The sequence below is a fragment of the Nocardia pseudovaccinii NBRC 100343 genome (assembly GCF_001613225.1).
In the GTDB taxonomy this organism is placed as follows: domain Bacteria; phylum Actinomycetota; class Actinomycetes; order Mycobacteriales; family Mycobacteriaceae; genus Nocardia; species Nocardia pseudovaccinii.
In genome coordinates, this window is the sequence record NZ_BDBY01000418.1 from 1 (window position 1) to 17,038 (window position 17,038).

Here is a 17,038-nt window from a genome sequence, read left to right on the forward strand (position 1 = left end):
GGAGCCTCCCGGCTGTCCATGGGCGGCGGACTGTGCAGTGGAATGTTGGGTTGATTCGGATGAGCGTGCGGTCTCGGTGGCTTGCGATGACGCGCTGAGCTCGGCAGATTTGGCGGGGCGGGGCGTGCCGACGCGTTGGCCGGTCGGGGTGGGCTCGGATTTCGCGGTCGGCTCGCGCAGGGCTTCCAGTCCGGCCGGAGCGGTGGGTGGCGGCTCGGCGGTGGGGTTGGCGGTGGTGCGGGCTCGGGTGGCTGCGGATTTTCCGGTGCGGCGGGCTGCTATGCGCAGGACGAAGCCGCTGCCGGGGACGATGCCGGCACGCAGGTCGGTGCGTGGGAGTTCGTGGATCGGAAAGGCGGCATCGGCGCCGACCGAGATCCGGCGCACCGGTTCTCGCACGATTTCGTCTACCCAGGTGAACGCGCGTGCTCCGGAGAGTCGCCGGGTTCCCTCCGCGCCTTGGATCTCCGCGCTGACCTGCCCGCGCAGCAGAATGACGGTGCCGTCCGCCGTAGGTGCGATGACGCCGAACGGTGGCGATTCGGAATTGCCGCCGAAAACCACTGCGGCCAGCCGCTGTGCGATCGCCGCCCCGGGATGGCGCGTATCGGCCACGGCCTCGATCGCACCGAGTATCCGGTCCGTGGAAGGGGATTCGCCCGCGAGATACACGACAACCGCACCGAAGCGTGCGATCAGACCATCGCCCCGCGCAATCCCCACCGTCGGCGCGTCATTCCGCACTCGCGCCTCCTTCCCGGACCACTACCGGCGTCCAGCATAGAACGTGCCGAGCACCCGACACCGGCCCTCGAAGAACCGCGAGCGCGAACGCGCAATGATCTTTATCCGCTCCGACCGACGAAGTGTCGTGCATCACTCGATGCCACGAATCCAAGGGCTCCCTCGCGCAAGTGCTGCCCGCTGCGAGCTAGTACCGCGTCCAGATGGGTTGCCGCGCATCAGGTCCGGTTCGCCCGCCGAGAGCAGTCGAAACGCGGCACGACACGTCCTGCGGCGCCGCCATATGACAGAGCTCGACGGATCGCGATTGCCTCAGAAGCCAGCTGGACGCCGCACTAGCAGCGCGTTGACGCTAGGCGACCGGCGAACGACCAAGGCGCACGAAGTGATCCATGTGCTGGATCGTGGGATCGATCTGCCGTGCACGACCAGCCGGGAAGGTTCAGCCGATGAACTCGGACGCATGGTCTTCGAGCCAGGTGGTGAAGGGCCGGGCGGGATGGGCGGTGAGGGTGGTGACGGTGTCGGTGATCGGGGTCGGAACGCCGTCGCAGCGGCGCCAGTAGTCGAGGAGCCCGTCGGCGTAGTGGGCGGGAATGAATTCGGCCACCTCCTGTTTCCATGCGTCGGGGGTGACGTGGACGATGGTCGCGGCGCGTCCGGTGACCTTTGTGATCAGGTCGATCTGTGCGGTGAACGTCAAGGTCTGCGGGCCGGTGAGGGTGTAGACGCCACCACGGTGGTCCGGTTTCGTGAGCAGCGCATGGGCGCACTCGGCGACGTCGAGTTCGTGGATCGGATCGGCGTAGGCATCGGGGTAGGGGAGGCTGACCGGGCGGTCGGCCTTGATCGCGAACGACCAGCCGCGGGCATTGCCCGCGAAAGCGCCGGGACGCAGCACGGAGACGGTCATCGGTGCGTCGGCGAGTCCGAGCTCGGCGTCGAGGTGGGATTTCGCGACCGGATTGCTGGTCGCATCCGGATCGAGCACCGCGGACGAGGAAAGCAACACGATGTGATCGACTCCGGCTTCGGCTGCGGCGGAGACGAATTCGGTGCTGCATTCGGGTTCGGCATACAGGAACACCGAGCTGACGCCGTCGAGCGCGGCTGCGAAGGTGCCCGGGTCCCGCAGGTCGCATGCGACGGCGGGCACTCCCGCGGGAAGTTGCTCAGCACGTCGGGAGCCGACCTGGACGGCATGGCCGTCGGCGCGAAGCAAGGATAGGAGATCGGTGGCGACCGCGCCGCGGCCTCCGGTAATGAGAATCATGAGAAGTCCTTGGGGTCAGTTCTGCTGTTCGGCCTGAGCGTGGCGCGATAGCAGTCGCACCAGCGCGAGGCTGAGCAGTGTGATCCGGGTGACGATCACGAAGTACGTGCGCCTCACCTGAGCCGACCGTGTGGACGTACACCGTCGTGATGGCGGCTGCATGGCGAGTTGCAGGTGAACCATATGAAACGAACACCGTTCGTGTCAAACAGTGTTCGTCAAGGCGTATGCTCCGGGGTATGAGCGCCACACCCGTCAGCCGCCGGGCCCGTCCCGCGAAGGCACCCCTCAGTCGTGACGTCATCATCGAAACCGGTTTGCGCATCCTCGACCGCGACGGCTTGGCCGCCCTCACCATGCGCCGCGTCGCGCAGGACCTCGATACCGGTGCCGCCTCGCTCTACGTCTACGTCGCCAACCGCGACGACCTGATGGCAGCCATGCTCGATCACGTGCTCGGCACGGTGCCCGAGCCGACCGGCGACACCTGGCGCGAGCGCCTCACGACACTGGTCGAGACGACGGTGGATGTGATGTCCAAACACGAAGGGCTCGCACTTGTCGCGCTCGGCTCGATACCGACGAGCCCGAATGCCTTGCTGATCGTCGAGCGGCTACTGGCCCTGCTCGCCGAGGGCGGCGTGGACCCGCAGACCAATTCCTGGGCCGTCGACCTGATCTACCTGCATATTTCCGCGCAGGCCGTGGAGCAGAGCGCATACAACACCAGGGACGCCAACGAGCAGGACTATGTCGCCGAGGTCGCCCGGCACTTCGCCGAACTCCCCGCCGACCGATACCCGACGCTGGTCGGCATGCGCGAACAGATGCTGGCGGGCGGCGGCGACGATCGGTCCCGCTGGGCGCTCCGTGCACTGGTCAACGGCATCCTGGCGACTCCGGTCGAATGAATGTCGTGGGAGAATCGTCCATGCGGATGATTCGACCGGCGGTCGAGGACGACCTGCCGACACTGCAAGATATCGAGCGTGTGGCGGGTAAACCATTCGCCGACATCGGCATGATGGCCGTTGCCGATGACGAGCCGCCGTCACTGGATACGCTCCGGGACTTCCAGCGGGCGGGCCGCGCCTGGATCTACCCCGACGACGCGGGTCGCCCGATCGGCTACCTGATCCTCGGAATCGTCGACGGTAACGCCCACATCGACCAGGTCTCGGTGGATCCGGATCACGCGGGCAAGCGGATCGGCAAACGGCTCATCGACCATGCCGTGCGCTGGGCGAAAGCCCAAGGGATGCAAGCGATCACGCTGACCACCTTCGTCGATGTGGCCTGGAACGGCCCGTACTACGAACGGCTCGGCTTCCGCTTTCTGAGCGCCGCCGAAGAGACCGCGGAACTACGCGAAATCCGTGCCGCCGAGGCCGCGCACGGCCTCGACCTCTGGCCGCGCGCCGCCATGCGAGCCGAACTCGACGCCTGGCAGCTGGACTGAAGCTAATGCTGCCGCGCGAAGGCGGCCTCCGCCGCGGGCACGGCCGCGGCGCGGTCCTCGGGGACGAGACCGATCCGGGTGCGGCGGTCCAGCAGATCGTCGGTGTCGAGGGCGCCTTCGTGGGTGATCGCGAAGGCGAATTCGGCTGCGGTGACATCGATGCCGGGCGCCACCTGTTCGGCGAGGGCGGGATTCCGGTCCGCCAGCTCGGCTACCGACGCAGACTCGCTGCCGTAGCGCTCGACCAGCACTGGCGCGGCGTTGATGCGGTCGCGTGCGGCGCCGGAGACCGCGCCGACCAACGGAAGTCGCTTGGTTCGGCACGGCCCAGCGGTGAGGTTGCCGTGCGCGATGGCCGCGTCGACGGCGTCCTCGGCCATCTGGCGGTAAGTGGTGAGTTTGCCGCCGACAATGGTGACGACGCCGGTGGGGGAGTGCAGGACCGCGTGTCGGCGGGAAATATCTGCGGTGCTGTTGGCGGATGTCTTCAGCAGCGGTCGCAGCCCGGCGTAGGTCCCGCGAATATCCTTGCGGGCCAGCGGCTCTCGGAGAGCGGTATTGATGGTTTCGAGAAGGAAATCGATTTCCGTTTCGGTGGGCTTCGGCTCGTCGGGGACCGGACCGGGGGCGTCCTCATCGGTGAGACCGACGTAGACCCGGCCGTGCGCGGCGGGGAAGGCGAAGACGAAGCGGCTGGTGCTGCCGGGTACGGGGACGGTCAGCGAGGCGGTCAGGCCGCCGAATGATTCGGCGTCGAAGACCAGGTGGGTGCCGCGACTCGGACGGAGTTCGATGCTCGGGTCGACTTGGTCGGCCCAGACGCCGGTGGCATTGATGACGGTCCGCGTCCGGACGGACATGGTGTCGCCGGTCAGGGTGTCGCGCAGGGTGGCCGAATCGCCGGTCACATCAAGGGCTTCCGCGCGCGTCAGGACCGTCGCGCCCTGTGCCGCCGCGGTACGAGCCAGCGCCACTACCAGCCGCGCATCGTCCACCAGCTGTCCATCCCAAGCCTGCAGGCCGCCACGCAACCCGTCGCGACGGACGGTCGGCGCCAACCGCAGCGCCTCGGCGGTGGCGACCCGACGCGAACGCGGCAGTGTCGCGGGCGAAGTGCCCGCACTGCGGCGCAGCACATCCCCCGCGACGAAGCCCGCGCGAATCAAAGTCCGTTGTGCGATACCGATTTCCGGAAGCAGCGGCACCAGCTGCGGCAGGGGACGAACGAGATGCGGTGCGGTGGTGGTGATCAGAATCCCTCGCTCGACCGCGCTTTCGTGTGCGATGCCGACCTGTCCGCTGGCCAGATACCGGAGTCCGCCGTGCACCAGCTTCGAACTCCACCGGCTCGTGCCGAAGGCCAGATCGTGCCGCTCCACCAGCACGGTTCGCAGCCCGCGTGCGGCGGCGTCGAGCGCCGCTCCGGCGCCGGTCACGCCGCCGCCGATCACCAGCACATCGATTTCGCCGCCGTCGCCGAGCAGCTGCAGTTCACGGTTGCGGCGTTCGGCATTCAGCGCGGAATTGCCGTGGACATCAGCCGAATTCGCAGTCATTACAATCCTTTTCGATGGCGTACGGAGGTCATCGCGCCTTCTCGACAGGAGCCAGGTAGCCGTCGATCGCACGGGTCAATTCGGTATCCAGCGCAGGCCCGGCCAGCAGCTGCGCGACCGTACCGGCCGATTGCACCGCCGACTGTGCGATGAGTAGCAGCATTGTCGCCATCTGTTCTGGATCACCCGCGCGAATCGTGCCGTCCCGGTGGCCTTCCCGGATGCCCGCACCGAACAGCTCGATCAGCGCGCGCTGGTTGCGACCGAGGCGGCCGAAGACATAGGTCAGCATCAGATCGGTATCGGTGCGAAAGATCTTGCCGAACAATGGATTCGAGCGAATTGTCGCCGCCCCCGCGACCACGCCCTCGACCAGCCTGGTGCGCGCGTCGCCCGCGGCAGGCATGGTGTCGGCGACGATCGCGCGCAGTTCGCGCACCAGCAGTTCGGCCACCAGCGATCCGGTATCGGGCCAGCGCCGGTAGACGGTCGGCCTGCTGACGCCGGCGCGGCGGGCCACCTCGGTGAGCGTGGTGCGGCGCACCCCGAACTCCTCCACGCAGGCCCTGGCCGCGTCGAGGATCGCGAGATCGGTCGCCGAGAGCGCGTCATCGGGGGTGGACGCTGCGGAGGTCATCGAGTATCACCACCATGTCTGTTCGTTACTGCTTGACAGTATATGTCAAACTGTAACGTATGGTCGAGACGCAACAGCACACCGACGAAATCGGATCGTCCGGGACCGGGGCGCCCGCCGCAAACCCGGGCGCGCCGACATACGCGGCGAGTATGGTTTGGGACGCCTGGGGCATCCCCGCCGGACACAAGCCGCTTTCGGCTTCGATTCGGAACCTGTTGACGCAGGTATTCGGAGTGTCCGGTGACCCGGTGGCGCGCCGCGATGAGGGCGATGTGCCGCTACGCGAGTCGACACTGACGTCGGCTCAACGGGACGGGTTGGTCGCGGTGGTCGGCGTGGGCAGCATTTCGGTCGACCACCACGATCGTCTGCTGCACGCGGGCGGTAAGAGCACCCCCGACCTGCTGCGCCGTCGCGCCCACGCCCCGCAGGACGCGCCCGATGCCGTCGTCTTCCCCGCCGATCACGAACAGGTACTCGCGGTGCTCGGTTACTGCGCCGACAATGCCATCGCGGTCGTCCCGTTCGGCGGCGGTACCAGTGTGGTGGGCGGCGTCGATCCGGTCCGCGGTCGCTTCGACACCGTCATCGCGCTGGATCTGCGCCGCCTGGACGGTATTTCGGAGATCGACCCGGTCAGCGGCACCGCCACCCTCGGTGCGGGACTCACCGGTCCCAAGGCCGAGGAACTGCTTGCCGCCCATGGACTTTCGCTCGGCCACTTCCCACAGAGCTTCGAATTCGCCAGCATCGGCGGATTCGCCGCAACCCGGTCCTCCGGTCAGGCATCGGCGGGCTACGGCCGCTTCGACGACATGGTCCAGCACCTGAAGATCGCGACCCCCAGCGGCACCATCGAACTCGGCCGCGCACCCGCCTCCGCCGCGGGCCCGGACCTGCGTGAACTGTTCGTCGGGTCGGAGGGAGCGCTCGGTGTGATCACGGAGGTCACGCTGCGGGTGCACCCGATGCCGGAGACCATCGGCTACCAGGCCTGGTCGTTTCCGGACTTCGAAACCGGAGCCGCCGCACTGCGGTCGGTGGTCCAGGCTGGTGCGGCACCGACGGTGTTGCGCCTGTCGGATGAGGTCGAGACCGGCGTCAACCTGGCCCGATCCGCGGATATCGGTGGTGCGGCGGTGGCGGGTTGCCTTGCCATCACCACCTTCGAAGGCACCGAGGCCCACGTCGCGGCCCGTCGCGCCGAGGCGGGTGCACTGCTCATCGAGGCAGGCGGGAATGCGCTCGGCCGGATTCCGGCCGAGGAGTGGGAGCACGGGCGTTTCGCCGCGCCCTATATGCGCGATGCGCTGCTCGATCTCGGCGTGCTGTGCGAAACGCTGGAAACCGCGACCACCTGGTCGAATCTGGCCGAGCTCAAGGCGAAGGTGACCGCGGCGCTGACGGATTCGCTTGCCGGGCAGGGCACCCCGCCGCTGGTGATGTGCCACATCTCGCACACCTATCCGACCGGGGCTTCGCTGTATTTCACCGTCATCGCCAAGCAGTTGGACGATCCGATCGCCCAGTGGCATATCGCGAAACGCGCGGTCGGTGACGCGATCGTGGCCGCGGGCGGCACCATCACCCACCATCACGCGGTCGGTACCGACCACCGCCCCTGGATTCCGGACGAGATCGGCGATCTGGGCGTGCGCGTGCTGCGCGCGGTGAAGCGGGAATTGGACCCGGCGGGCATCCTCAACCCTGGAAAGCTGGTTCCGTGACACAGGATTCGCGCCCGGTGCGTGCGGTTACCGTGGTGACCAACCCGCAGTCCGGCGTCGGCAGGGGGCACGAGGTGGCCACGGCCGCGCTGGCGCGCCTCGCCGCACAGGGGGTCGAGGTCACCGAGGTGCGCGCACCTTCGGCCGCCGAATCCGTGCGTCAGGTGCAGAATTCGATCAACGGAAGCGCCAAGCCGGACGCCGTGGTCTGTATCGGCGGTGACGGGTTGATGAACGTCGTACTGGAAGCCATCGCGCAGACAGGCGTGCCGCTCGGTTTGGTTCCCGCGGGCACCGGCAACGATCTCGCGCGCGAAATCGGCGTGCCCACCAACGATCCCGTCGCGGCCGCGGACCTTATCCTCGGCGGTCGCACCCGGACCATCGACCTCGGCCGCATCGAATCGCCCGCGCCCGGATTCACACCCAAGTGGTTCGCCACCGTCACCGGCACCGGCTTCGATGCGCGAGTCACTTTGCGCGCCAACGATATGCGCTGGCCCAAGGGGCCGCTGCGCTACACCTTCGCCGCACTGGCCGAGATATCCGGCCGCTTCACCGTGCCGTACCGAATCGAGCTGTCCGGCGTTGTACCCGGTGCACTCGACAATCCTGACGCCGACACCGTCATCGAGACCGACGCGGTCATGGTGGCCATCGGCAATACCCGCACCTACGGCGGCGGTATGCGGGTCTGCCCGGACGCGGTCATGGACGACGGGCTCCTTGATCTGACTGTCGTAGGCGCGGTTTCGCGCCTGGATATGCTGCGCCTGCTGCCCGCTCTGTCGGCGGGTAAGCGAATCGATCACCCGGAGTCCAAGCAGTATCGCGTCGCTCAGGTGACGCTGACCGCTCCCGGCGCTCCCGCCACCGCAGACGGCGAACCGGCGGGCACCCTGCCCGTCTCGCTCCGCGCGGTCCCCGGCGCGCTTACCGTGCTGGTTCCATGATTGCTACTGGTCAAGCCGCGAAACTGACCCGGCCCATGTGGTCGATGGCGGTCCGGTCGAGGACGACCGTCGACACCGGCTCGGGCGGAGGTGGGCGACCGGAGTCGACAGCGCGGATGAGGCGATCCCAGCGTCGGCAGTGCAGGGTGAAGAAGACCGGATTGATCCGGCGTCCGCGGGCGTGCTGACCGGCGCGCGCGACACCGGCGGGCACATCGAGCAGGATCACGTGTAGTTCCTGGCCGTAGCGTCTTGCCCAGCGGCCGATCATTCGTCTGGCCCAGCCGAAGGTGGCGCAATCATGGATCACCACAGGTCCGGTGCCGTCGCGCAGCGCGGCCCGGATTCCGGCGTAATGCGCCACATGTACCACCGGCCGCCACAGCGGATACGGGAGCCGACCGAGCTTGTGCCGCCAACGGTTTCGGGAATGGTGCGAATCGAGCACCACCGTGCCCTCGGGGCCACGCGGCGGCTCCTCGGCATCGGCCTGCGCGCCGAAGAACAATCGCAACGCCGTGCTCTTGCCCGCCCCCGGAATCCCGGCCACCAGCAGTGCCGTCCTCGCTGGATACCGCAGTTCCTCGATCGTGCGGCCGCGCAGATCGTGCACGGAATCCGGTGTTAGGACACGGATATCGGGGAGTCGCGGTTGCGAACCGGGATAAGGCGAATCAAGCGGAGGGTTCACCTCTTCCAGGCTCCCCAGCCGGATTCGATTAGGCAACCGGGAAAACCCTGATTCTTGCTGGCTATTTCATGAGATTGGGTACCGCCCGCCGCCCCACGGGTCATCCCCCACTGCGGAGCCCTGCTCGCGCACAAGCACAGCTGGGTTGTCACTGCCCTTCCAGTCGGCGCGGGGTCCGGGGTGTCCGGGCATCAGATGCGCCGTCAGGGGCGGAGAAAGTGCCGTTCCGGTGACCGCGTAATGAACTCGTCAAGAAGCTGAGAATTAGTTGTGGATTCGGGGCTCGGGCCGGTTTCGACGGTAAGCTCTCCAGGTGTAGGCGGAGTCTTCGGTGTCCCTCATCCACCGAAGACTCCGCCGCTTTTATGCCCCGGCCCTTTTATGAGCTCAGCGGGCATCCCACTAGAATGCCTGGGTGACCAGCGCAGCCCCTGACAACCCGCGTAATCGTGCCGATGCCCTCCCCAAGAGCTGGGTTCCCAGCGAGGTCGAGGCCGAGATGTACGAGCGCTGGGTAGCGGCTGGCTACTTCGCCGCCGATGCCGCCAGTGACAAGCCCGGTTACTCGATCGTGCTGCCCCCGCCGAACGTCACAGGCAGCCTGCACATGGGCCACGCACTCGACCACACCCTGATGGACACCCTTTCGCGCCGCAAGCGCATGCAGGGTTACGAGGTGCTGTGGCTGCCGGGCATGGACCACGCGGGCATCGCCACCCAGACCATCGTGGAGAAGCAGCTCGCGGTCGACGGCAAGACCAAGGAAGACTTCGGCCGCGAACTGTTCATCGACAAGGTCTGGGACTGGAAGCGCGAATCCGGCGGACAGATCCAGTGGCAGATGCGCGCCCTCGGCGACGGCGTCGACTGGAGCCGCGACCGCTTCACCATGGACGACGGGCTCTCGCGGGCCGTGCAGACCATCTTCAAGCGCCTGTACGACGCGGGCCTGATCTACCGGGCCGAGCGTCTGGTCAACTGGTCGCCGGAACTGCGCACCGCCATCTCCGATATCGAGGTCAAATTCGAGGATGTCGAGGGCGAGTTGGTCTCGCTGCGCTACGGCTCGCTGAAAGACGATGAGCCGCACGTGATCGTGGCCACCACCCGGGTGGAGACCATGCTCGGCGATACCGCGGTGGCGGTGCATCCAGAGGATCCGCGCTACCAGGATCTGATCGGCAGCACCCTCGAACATCCGATCACCGGTCGTCAGATCCCGATCATCGCCGACGACTACGTCGATCCCGAATTCGGTACCGGCGCAGTGAAGATCACCCCGGCACACGACCCCAACGACTTCGAGATGGGCCTGCGGCACAACCTGCCCATGCCGAACATCATGGACGAGCGCGCCCGGATTATCGGCACCGGAACCGAATTCGACGGTATGGACCGGTTCGAAGCACGGGTCAAAGTGCGCGAGCGGCTCGCGGCCGAGGGCCGGATCGCCGCCGAGAAGCGGCCGTACCCGCACAGTGTCGGACATTCCGAGCGCAGCGGCGAGGCGATCGAACCGCGCCTTTCCATGCAGTGGTGGGTCAAGGTGGAGTCGCTGGCTAAGGCCGCCGGTGACGCGGTTCGCAACGGCGACACCGTGATCCACCCGACCAGCCAGGAACCGCGCTGGTTCGAATGGGTCGACAACATGCACGACTGGTGCATCTCGCGGCAGCTGTGGTGGGGCCACCGCATCCCGATCTGGTACGGCCCCGACGGCGAGGTGGTCTGCGTCGGTCCGGACGAGACCGCCCCCGAGGGCTGGGTGCAGGACCCGGATGTGCTCGACACCTGGTTCTCCTCCGGCCTGTGGCCCTTCTCCACCATGGGCTGGCCCGATTCCACCGAGGAGCTCCAGAAGTTCTATCCGACAAGCGTTCTCGTCACCGGCTACGACATCCTGTTCTTCTGGGTGGCTCGGATGATGATGTTCGGCACCTTCGTCTCCGACGATCATGTGCTCACCGCGGGTAAGGGCGGCGCGAAGCAGGTGCCGTTCCAGGATGTGTTCCTGCACGGCCTGATTCGCGATCAGTACGGCAAAAAGATGTCCAAGTCGCGCGGCAACGGCATCGACCCGCTCGACTGGATCAACTCCTACGGCGCGGACGCGCTGCGCTTCACGCTGGCGCGCGGTGCGCAGCCCGGCGGCGACCTCTCGGTCGGCGAATCGCATGCCCTCGCCTCGCGCAGCTTCGTGACGAAGCTGTTCAACGCCACCAAGTTCGCGCTCATGAACGGCGCGCGGCCTGGCGCGATGCCCGATCGTTCCGAACTCACCGACGCCGACCGCTGGATCATCGATCGGCTCGAACAGGTTCGCGCCGAGGTGGATTCGGCCTTCGACGCCTACGAATTCGGCAAGGCGTGCGAGGCGCTGTACCACTTCGCCTGGGACGAGCTGTGCGACTGGTATCTGGAACTGTCCAAGGTACAGTTCGCCGCCGGTGGTTCGCGCGCCGAGTCGACCAGCATCGTGCTCGGCAATGTGCTCGACGCGGTGCTGCGGCTGCTGCATCCGGTCATCCCGTTCGTCACCGAATCGCTGTGGCGGGCGCTGACCGGCGGCGAATCCGTCGTCGTCGCCACCTGGCCGGAGGCCACCGGTGTGGCCACGGACGCGTTTGCTACACAACGTATTTCGGACGCACAGCGGTTGATCACCGAGATCCGTCGCTTCCGCAGCGATCAGGGGCTGGCCGATAAACAGAAGGTGGCGGCCAAGCTGATCGGCTTGGATACCGCGGGCCTCACCGAACTGCACGATTCGGTGACCAACCTGGCCCGGCTCACCGAGCCCGGTGCCGAATTCACCGCGACCGCCTCGGTCGAGGTGCGCCTGAGTGGGTCCACCGTGACGGTCGAGCTCGACACCTCCGGCGCGGTCGACCTCGATGCCGAACGCCGCCGCCTGGAGAAGGACCTCGCCGCGGCCGAGAAGGAATTGGCTACCACCACAGCCAAACTCGGTAACGAGGCGTTCCTGGCCAAGGCGCCGGATCAGGTGGTCGACAAGATCAAGGGACGTCGCGATGTCGCCGAGGGCGAGGTCGCGCGCATCGGTGCCCGGCTCGCGGAATTGAGCGGCAAATGAACGCCGAACCGGAACCCCAGTACGCCGACGACGAGCACCCGAAGCGGCGGCTCGGCTCGGGACCGTCCCCGGTGGACCTAGCCGAAATGGCGTTGGTCGAGGCGGAATTGGATCGGCGCTGGCCGGAGACCAAGATCGAGCCCTCGCTCACCCGCATCGCGACGCTGATGGATCTGCTCGGCTCGCCCCAGCAGAACTATCCGGCCATCCACATCGCGGGCACCAATGGCAAGACCTCGGTGAGCAGGATGATCGATGCGCTGCTGACCGCGCTGCACCGGCGTACCGGCCGGATCACCAGCCCGCATCTACAGCTGGCCACCGAGCGGATCAGCATCGACAACGCGCCGATCACCCCGGCCAAGTATGTGGAGACCTACCGCGAACTGCTGCCCTATATCGAAATGATCGATAAGCAGTCCGCCGCCGCCGACGGTCCGGCCATGAGCAAGTTCGAGGTGCTCACCGGCATGGCCTATGCCGCGTTCGCGGAGGCGCCGGTGGATGTCGCCGTCGTCGAGACCGGCATGGGCGGCCGATGGGACGCGACCAATGTCATCGACGGACAGGTCGCGGTGATCACCCCGATCGGGCTGGATCACACCGATTTCCTCGGCGACGATCTCGCTTCCATCGCGGGGGAGAAGGCCGGGATCATCAAACGTGCCCCAGAGAGCCTGGTACCGCGCGATACCGTCGCCGTCATCGCCGAACAGGAACCCGAGGCCATGGATGTGCTGCTGCGCCGGGCCGTCGAGGTCGATGCCGCGGTGGCGCGCGAGGGTTCGGAGTTCCGGGTGCTGGCCCGCCAGATCGCGGTCGGTGGCCAGCAGCTCGAATTACAGGGTCTCGGAGGGATTTACGACGAGATCTTCCTGCCGCTGCACGGTGAGCACCAGGCCCGCAATGCGGTACTCGCGCTGGCCGCGGTCGAGGCGTTCTTCGGTGCCGGTGCGGATCGGCAGCTCGATATCGAGGCCGTGCGGGCGGGCTTCGCGAGTGTCACCAGCCCCGGCCGGATGGAGCGCATGCGCAATGCCCCGACCATCTTCATCGACGCCGCGCACAATCCGGCGGGCGCGCAGGCCCTGGCCGCGACGCTGACCGCCGAATTCGACTTCCGCAAGCTGGTCGGCGTCGTCGCGGTGCTCGGCGACAAGGACGTGGCGGGCATACTGGACGCGCTGGAACCGGTATTCGACGAGATCGTCGTCACCAACAATGGTTCGCCGCGCGCCATGGATGTCGAACGTCTCGCCGACCTCGCGGTGCAGCGCTTCGGTGACGAACGAGTGGTCACCGCCGAGACCCTGCCCGATGCGCTGGAAACGGCCATTGCCATCGCCGAGGAGGTCGGCGATGCGGGCGAAATGGTTTCCGGCGCGGGCGTCGTCGTGACCGGATCCGTGGTCACTGCCGGTGCGGCGCGCGCTCTGTTCGGGAAGGACCCGGCGTGAGCGAGCGTCAGCGTGTGAACCATCAGTACAGTGCGCCTTCGCGCATGACGGAGCTGAGCGTCAGCGAGGCGCAGTCGTGAGCGAGCGTCAGCGAGTGAACCATCAGTACAGTGCGCAATCGCGCACGACGGAGCTGAGCGTCAGCGAGGCGCAGTCGTGAGCGTCAGGCCCGGAGGAGGCAGCGTGCGTAACCACGGAGGGTCCCGCGAATGCCGCAATGAACACAGCATGAGCCGCGCCGTTCGGATGCGGCAGCATGCGTAAGCACGTGGGGCCCGCGAATGCCGAGAAGGAGACAGCGTGACCGAGTCGACCGGCGACGCCGCCGAGCCCGAGCGGGCCGACGGCGAGCCGCAGGTCCGCCCGCCCGCGGCAGACCCGTGGAAGGGGCTGCGCGGCGTCATGGCGGGCACGCTGATCCTCGAGGCGATCACGGTGCTGCTCGCATTGCCCGTGGTCGGATCCGTCGGCGGCGGTATCGGCTGGTTCTCCGGCAGCTACCTCGTCGTCCTCGCGCTGGTGATGATCCTCGGCGCCGGACTGCAACGCCGCCCATGGGCCATCCCGTTCAATCTGGGCCTGCAGGTCCTGCTGATCCTCGGCGTCTTCGTGCACATCTCCATCGGCGTTATGGGTGTCTTCTTCGCCGTCGTCTGGGGCTTCATCCTGGTGCTGCGCGCGGACGTCAAGCGCCGGATGGAGCTCGGCCTGCTGCCCAGTCAGCGCATCCAGGGCTCTTCGTAGCCGCCGGTTCGGTAACCGGGGGTATCGCCTATTAGGCTGTGCGCCGTGACTGAGCAGACGTTGGTACTCATCAAGCCGGACGGTGTGGCCCGTGGCCTCGTCGGTGAGGTGCTGGCCCGGATCGAGCGCAAGGGGCTGAAGATCGCCGCCCTGGAGCTGAAGCAGGTATCCGACGAGTTGGCGCGCGGCCACTACGCCGAACATGCCGAGAAGCCGTTCTTCGGTTCCTTGATCGAGTTCATCACCTCCGGCCCGGTCGTCGCGGCCATCCTGCAGGGTCCGCGCGCCATTGCGGCGTTCCGACAGATCGCGGGCGGCACCGATCCGGTCGAGAAGGCCGTCCCCGGCAGCATTCGTGGCGACCTCGCGCTGGAGACCCAGGAGAACCTGGTGCACGGCTCCGATTCGCCGGAATCGGCCAAGCGGGAAATCGCTCTCTGGTTTCCCGAGTTCCCGGCCTGATGTAGGGCCCTGAGAGTGCGGCGATGGAGAGACGTCGCCGCACTGTGTGGGATACTGGCAGTGGTTGCTGACGATACCGACTGTTCGCGCAGGTACGCGGACGATCGGTGCCGGACGGTAACCGGATGACACTGCGGTTCGATGCCGATCATCGCTGCTACGAACAACTGGCCCGTTGCTGGGGCCGGAGGTTCGCGTCGGCACGCTGGATGAGCGCTCGCGCCGTGGAGTTCAGCCAACAGCCAGGCGCCGCGTGACCAGTTAGCCCGACCGACGAAAACCATGGGTGTTAACCGGGCACGCGGGGCGAGACCACTTGACCTCGCGCCAACCGCGTGAGGTGAACGGACAGTGCCCCCGCGTCGGCCGCGTCACTCCTGCCAGGAGGGACGCGCCCGGGGACCCGAGGAGACTTCGTGGCCGATCAAGAGCCGCTGACAACAACATCACAGGATGCCGAACAATTGCCGGAGCGAATCCGAGTTCACGCGCTTGCCAAGCGGCTGGGGGTAACCAGCAAACGCATCCTGGCCAAGCTCGCCGAGTTGGGTGCCGACGCACGTAGTGCGCAATCGAATGTCGATCGAGCGGTAGCGGAATCTGTCCGCGATGCGCTCGGCACGGTGGAATCGGAGGCCGTCGAACCCGAGGCGCCCGCGACCGCCGCGCAAGAACCGGTTGCGGCCGAGCCCGAGCCGGTTGCGCCGGAACCGGTAGCGACCGAGCCGGTTGCGCCGGAGGCGGTTGCGGCCAAGCCCGAGCCGGGGCCCATTTTCTCCGCGCCGGACCAGGCGATCGACCAGTCCGAATCGCTGGCATCGGGGGAGCAGCCCGCGGCGCATCAGCCGTCGGTGCAGCTGTTCACCCATTCGGTTCCGCAGGAGCCGCACGTAGCGACGCCGGTCGTTTTCGAGGCCGCAGCCTCGGTCGCCGCACCGCTGTTCCTGCCGCCGGACGCCGCGGCCGCCGAGGAGGCGCGTCGGCAGCGTCGGGCCGAGCGCGACAGCCGTCGCGCCGAGGAAACCGCGGTCGAAACCGTCGAGGAAGAGCCCGAAACCACCGAGGACGAGGCGACCGAACAACAGGGCGAGGCGGATCAGCCGCGTCGTCGTCGGCGTGGCCGTCGTGGCCGGGGGCGGGGCCGGGGTGAACAGCACGCCGACGCCGAATCCGAGGGCGACGACACCGAAGCCGCCGACGAGGGCGCCGAGGACGAGCAGGCCGCGGTCAAGAGCGAGGCCGAAGCCGAATCCGGCGACGACACCGAGACAGAGGACGACGAATCCGGTGTGCCGGAGGGGTCGAGTCGCCGTCGCCGTCGCCGCCGCCGCCGCAAGGTGGCAGGGGAGGGCGCCGATAGCGAGGGCGTCTCCGATGACGATCCGCCGAATACCGTCGTGCACGAGCGTGAGCCGCGCAATAAGAGCCGCAGCCGCGCCACGGTCGACGAGGTGCAGGGCATCACCGGTTCCACCCGGCTCGAAGCCAAGCGGCAGCGTCGGCGTGACGGTCGCGAGGCCGGTCGCCGTCGCCCGCCGATCCTGACCGAGTCGGAGTTCCTGGCCCGCCGCGAGGCGGTGGACCGGGTCATGGTCGTGCGCGAGAAGACCTTCTCGGAGCACCCGACCGCGACCCAGGTCGCGGTGCTCGAGGACAACATCCTGGTCGAGCACTTCGTCACCAATACCGGCTCGGCGTCGATGGTCGGCAATGTCTACCTCGGCAAGGTGCAGAATGTGCTGCCCTCGATGGAGGCGGCATTCGTCGACATCGGCCGCGGCCGCAACGGTGTGCTCTACGCCGGTGAGGTGAACTGGGAGGCCGCCGGTCTCGGCGGTAAGGAGCGCAAGATCGAGCAGGCGCTCAAGCCCGGCGATCAGGTACTTGTCCAGGTCTCCAAGGACCCGGTCGGGCACAAGGGCGCCCGGCTGACCACCCAGATCAGCCTGGCCGGACGCTTCCTGGTGTACGTGCCCGGCGGTTCGTCGACCGGTATCAGCCGCAAGCTGCCCGATACCGAGCGCAAGCGGCTCAAGGAGATCCTGCGCGATATCGTGCCCGCCGACGCCGGAGTGATCATCCGCACCGCGTCGGAAGGCGTCAGCGAGGCCGAGCTGGCTCGCGACGTCGAGCGGCTGCAGGCGACCTGGCGCACTATCGAGAAGGCCGCCGAGGCCAAGGACAACGGCGCGCCCAAGACGCTGTACGAAGAGCCGGACCTGTTGGTCAAGGTCATCC

Annotated in this window: 14 protein-coding genes; 9 read left to right on the top strand and 5 right to left on the bottom strand. The window is 67.4% G+C overall.

The features are described from left to right. Together NP3_RS44115 and NP3_RS44120 are read right to left on the bottom strand one after the other, a co-directional pair. Positions 1–744: hypothetical protein (locus NP3_RS44115; protein ID WP_218025065.1), on the bottom strand; the 744-nt coding region annotated here is incomplete at its 3' end. 442 nt (positions 745–1,186) lie between these two features. Next, positions 1,187–2,017: an SDR family oxidoreductase gene (locus NP3_RS44120; protein WP_063047657.1), complete on the bottom strand. Its 831-nt coding sequence runs from the start codon at positions 2,015–2,017 to the stop codon at positions 1,187–1,189. A gap of 239 nt (positions 2,018–2,256) precedes the next feature. On the opposite strand from NP3_RS44120, the gene NP3_RS44125 reads away from it, so the two are divergent. Together NP3_RS44125 and NP3_RS44130 are read left to right on the top strand one after the other, a co-directional pair. Further along, positions 2,257–2,928, top strand: a complete 672-nt coding sequence (locus NP3_RS44125) for a TetR/AcrR family transcriptional regulator (RefSeq protein WP_063047658.1) — start codon at positions 2,257–2,259, stop codon at positions 2,926–2,928. A 5-nt stretch (positions 2,929–2,933) separates the two neighbouring features. Then, positions 2,934–3,476, top strand: a complete 543-nt coding sequence (locus NP3_RS44130; protein WP_373864838.1) for a GNAT family N-acetyltransferase — start codon at positions 2,934–2,936, stop codon at positions 3,474–3,476. A 2-nt stretch (positions 3,477–3,478) separates the two neighbouring features. Here the strand turns inward: NP3_RS44130 and NP3_RS44135 are convergent, their stop codons facing one another. Further along, on the bottom strand, positions 3,479–5,032 hold the full coding sequence (locus NP3_RS44135; protein ID WP_063047659.1) for a glycerol-3-phosphate dehydrogenase/oxidase: 1,554 nt from the start codon (positions 5,030–5,032) through the stop codon (positions 3,479–3,481). Positions 5,033–5,060: 28 nt separating this feature from the next. Next, entirely contained in the window at positions 5,061–5,669 is a 609-nt protein-coding gene (locus tag NP3_RS44140) for a TetR/AcrR family transcriptional regulator (RefSeq protein WP_063047660.1), read from the bottom strand. Between the two features lie 152 nt (positions 5,670–5,821). Here NP3_RS44140 and NP3_RS44145 point away from each other — a divergent pair, with 152 nt between their 5' ends. Together NP3_RS44145 and NP3_RS44150 are read left to right on the top strand one after the other, a co-directional pair. Continuing rightward, positions 5,822–7,399 (top strand): FAD-binding oxidoreductase, encoded by a 1,578-nt coding sequence (locus NP3_RS44145; RefSeq protein ID WP_063047666.1) that lies wholly within the window; start codon positions 5,822–5,824, stop codon positions 7,397–7,399. After that, on the top strand, positions 7,396–8,352 hold the full coding sequence (locus NP3_RS44150) for a YegS/Rv2252/BmrU family lipid kinase (protein ID WP_063047661.1): 957 nt from the start codon (positions 7,396–7,398) through the stop codon (positions 8,350–8,352). The genes NP3_RS44145 and NP3_RS44150 overlap by 4 nt, the downstream gene beginning before the upstream one ends. Positions 8,353–8,362: 10 nt before the next feature. On the opposite strand, the gene NP3_RS44155 is transcribed toward NP3_RS44150, so the two are convergent. After that, the gene (locus NP3_RS44155) at positions 8,363–9,043 is read right to left on the bottom strand and encodes an AAA family ATPase (RefSeq protein ID WP_245721378.1); all 681 of its coding nucleotides are present in this window, start codon (positions 9,041–9,043) and stop codon (positions 8,363–8,365) included. A 415-nt stretch (positions 9,044–9,458) separates the two neighbouring features. Between NP3_RS44155 and NP3_RS44160 the strand changes: the two genes are divergently transcribed. The 5 genes from NP3_RS44160 to NP3_RS44180 all read left to right on the top strand — a co-directional run. Next, positions 9,459–12,137, top strand: coding sequence for a valine--tRNA ligase (locus NP3_RS44160; protein WP_063047662.1), 2,679 nt, complete (start codon positions 9,459–9,461; stop codon positions 12,135–12,137). Further along, positions 12,134–13,594: a bifunctional tetrahydrofolate synthase/dihydrofolate synthase gene (gene folC / locus NP3_RS44165; RefSeq protein ID WP_084509670.1), complete on the top strand. Its 1,461-nt coding sequence runs from the start codon at positions 12,134–12,136 to the stop codon at positions 13,592–13,594. The genes NP3_RS44160 and folC overlap by 4 nt, the downstream gene beginning before the upstream one ends. 402 nt (positions 13,595–13,996) lie before the next feature. Beyond that, entirely contained in the window at positions 13,997–14,338 is a 342-nt protein-coding gene (locus NP3_RS44170) for a DUF4233 domain-containing protein (protein WP_174566316.1), read from the top strand. A 45-nt stretch (positions 14,339–14,383) separates the two neighbouring features. Further along, positions 14,384–14,800 (top strand): nucleoside-diphosphate kinase, encoded by a 417-nt coding sequence (gene ndk, locus NP3_RS44175; protein ID WP_063047664.1) that lies wholly within the window; start codon positions 14,384–14,386, stop codon positions 14,798–14,800. A 416-nt stretch (positions 14,801–15,216) separates the two neighbouring features. Then, positions 15,217–17,038: translation initiation factor IF-2 N-terminal domain-containing protein (locus NP3_RS44180; RefSeq protein ID WP_157124969.1), on the top strand; the 1,822-nt coding region annotated here is incomplete at its 3' end.

Excerpts from the sequence above, each read along its gene's own strand:
- folC (WP_084509670.1), top strand. The coding sequence starts at position 12,134 with ATGAACGCCGAACCGGAACCCCAGTACGCCGACGACGAGCACCCGAAG.
- NP3_RS44135 (WP_063047659.1), bottom strand. The coding sequence starts at position 5,032 with ATGACTGCGAATTCGGCTGATGTCCACGGCAATTCCGCGCTGAATGCC.
- NP3_RS44170 (WP_174566316.1), top strand. The coding sequence starts at position 13,997 with ATGGCGGGCACGCTGATCCTCGAGGCGATCACGGTGCTGCTCGCATTG.
- NP3_RS44125 (WP_063047658.1), top strand. The coding sequence starts at position 2,257 with ATGAGCGCCACACCCGTCAGCCGCCGGGCCCGTCCCGCGAAGGCACCC.
- NP3_RS44145 (WP_063047666.1), top strand. The coding sequence starts at position 5,822 with ATGGTTTGGGACGCCTGGGGCATCCCCGCCGGACACAAGCCGCTTTCG.
- NP3_RS44120 (WP_063047657.1), bottom strand. The coding sequence starts at position 2,017 with ATGATTCTCATTACCGGAGGCCGCGGCGCGGTCGCCACCGATCTCCTA.
- NP3_RS44140 (WP_063047660.1), bottom strand. The coding sequence starts at position 5,669 with ATGACCTCCGCAGCGTCCACCCCCGATGACGCGCTCTCGGCGACCGAT.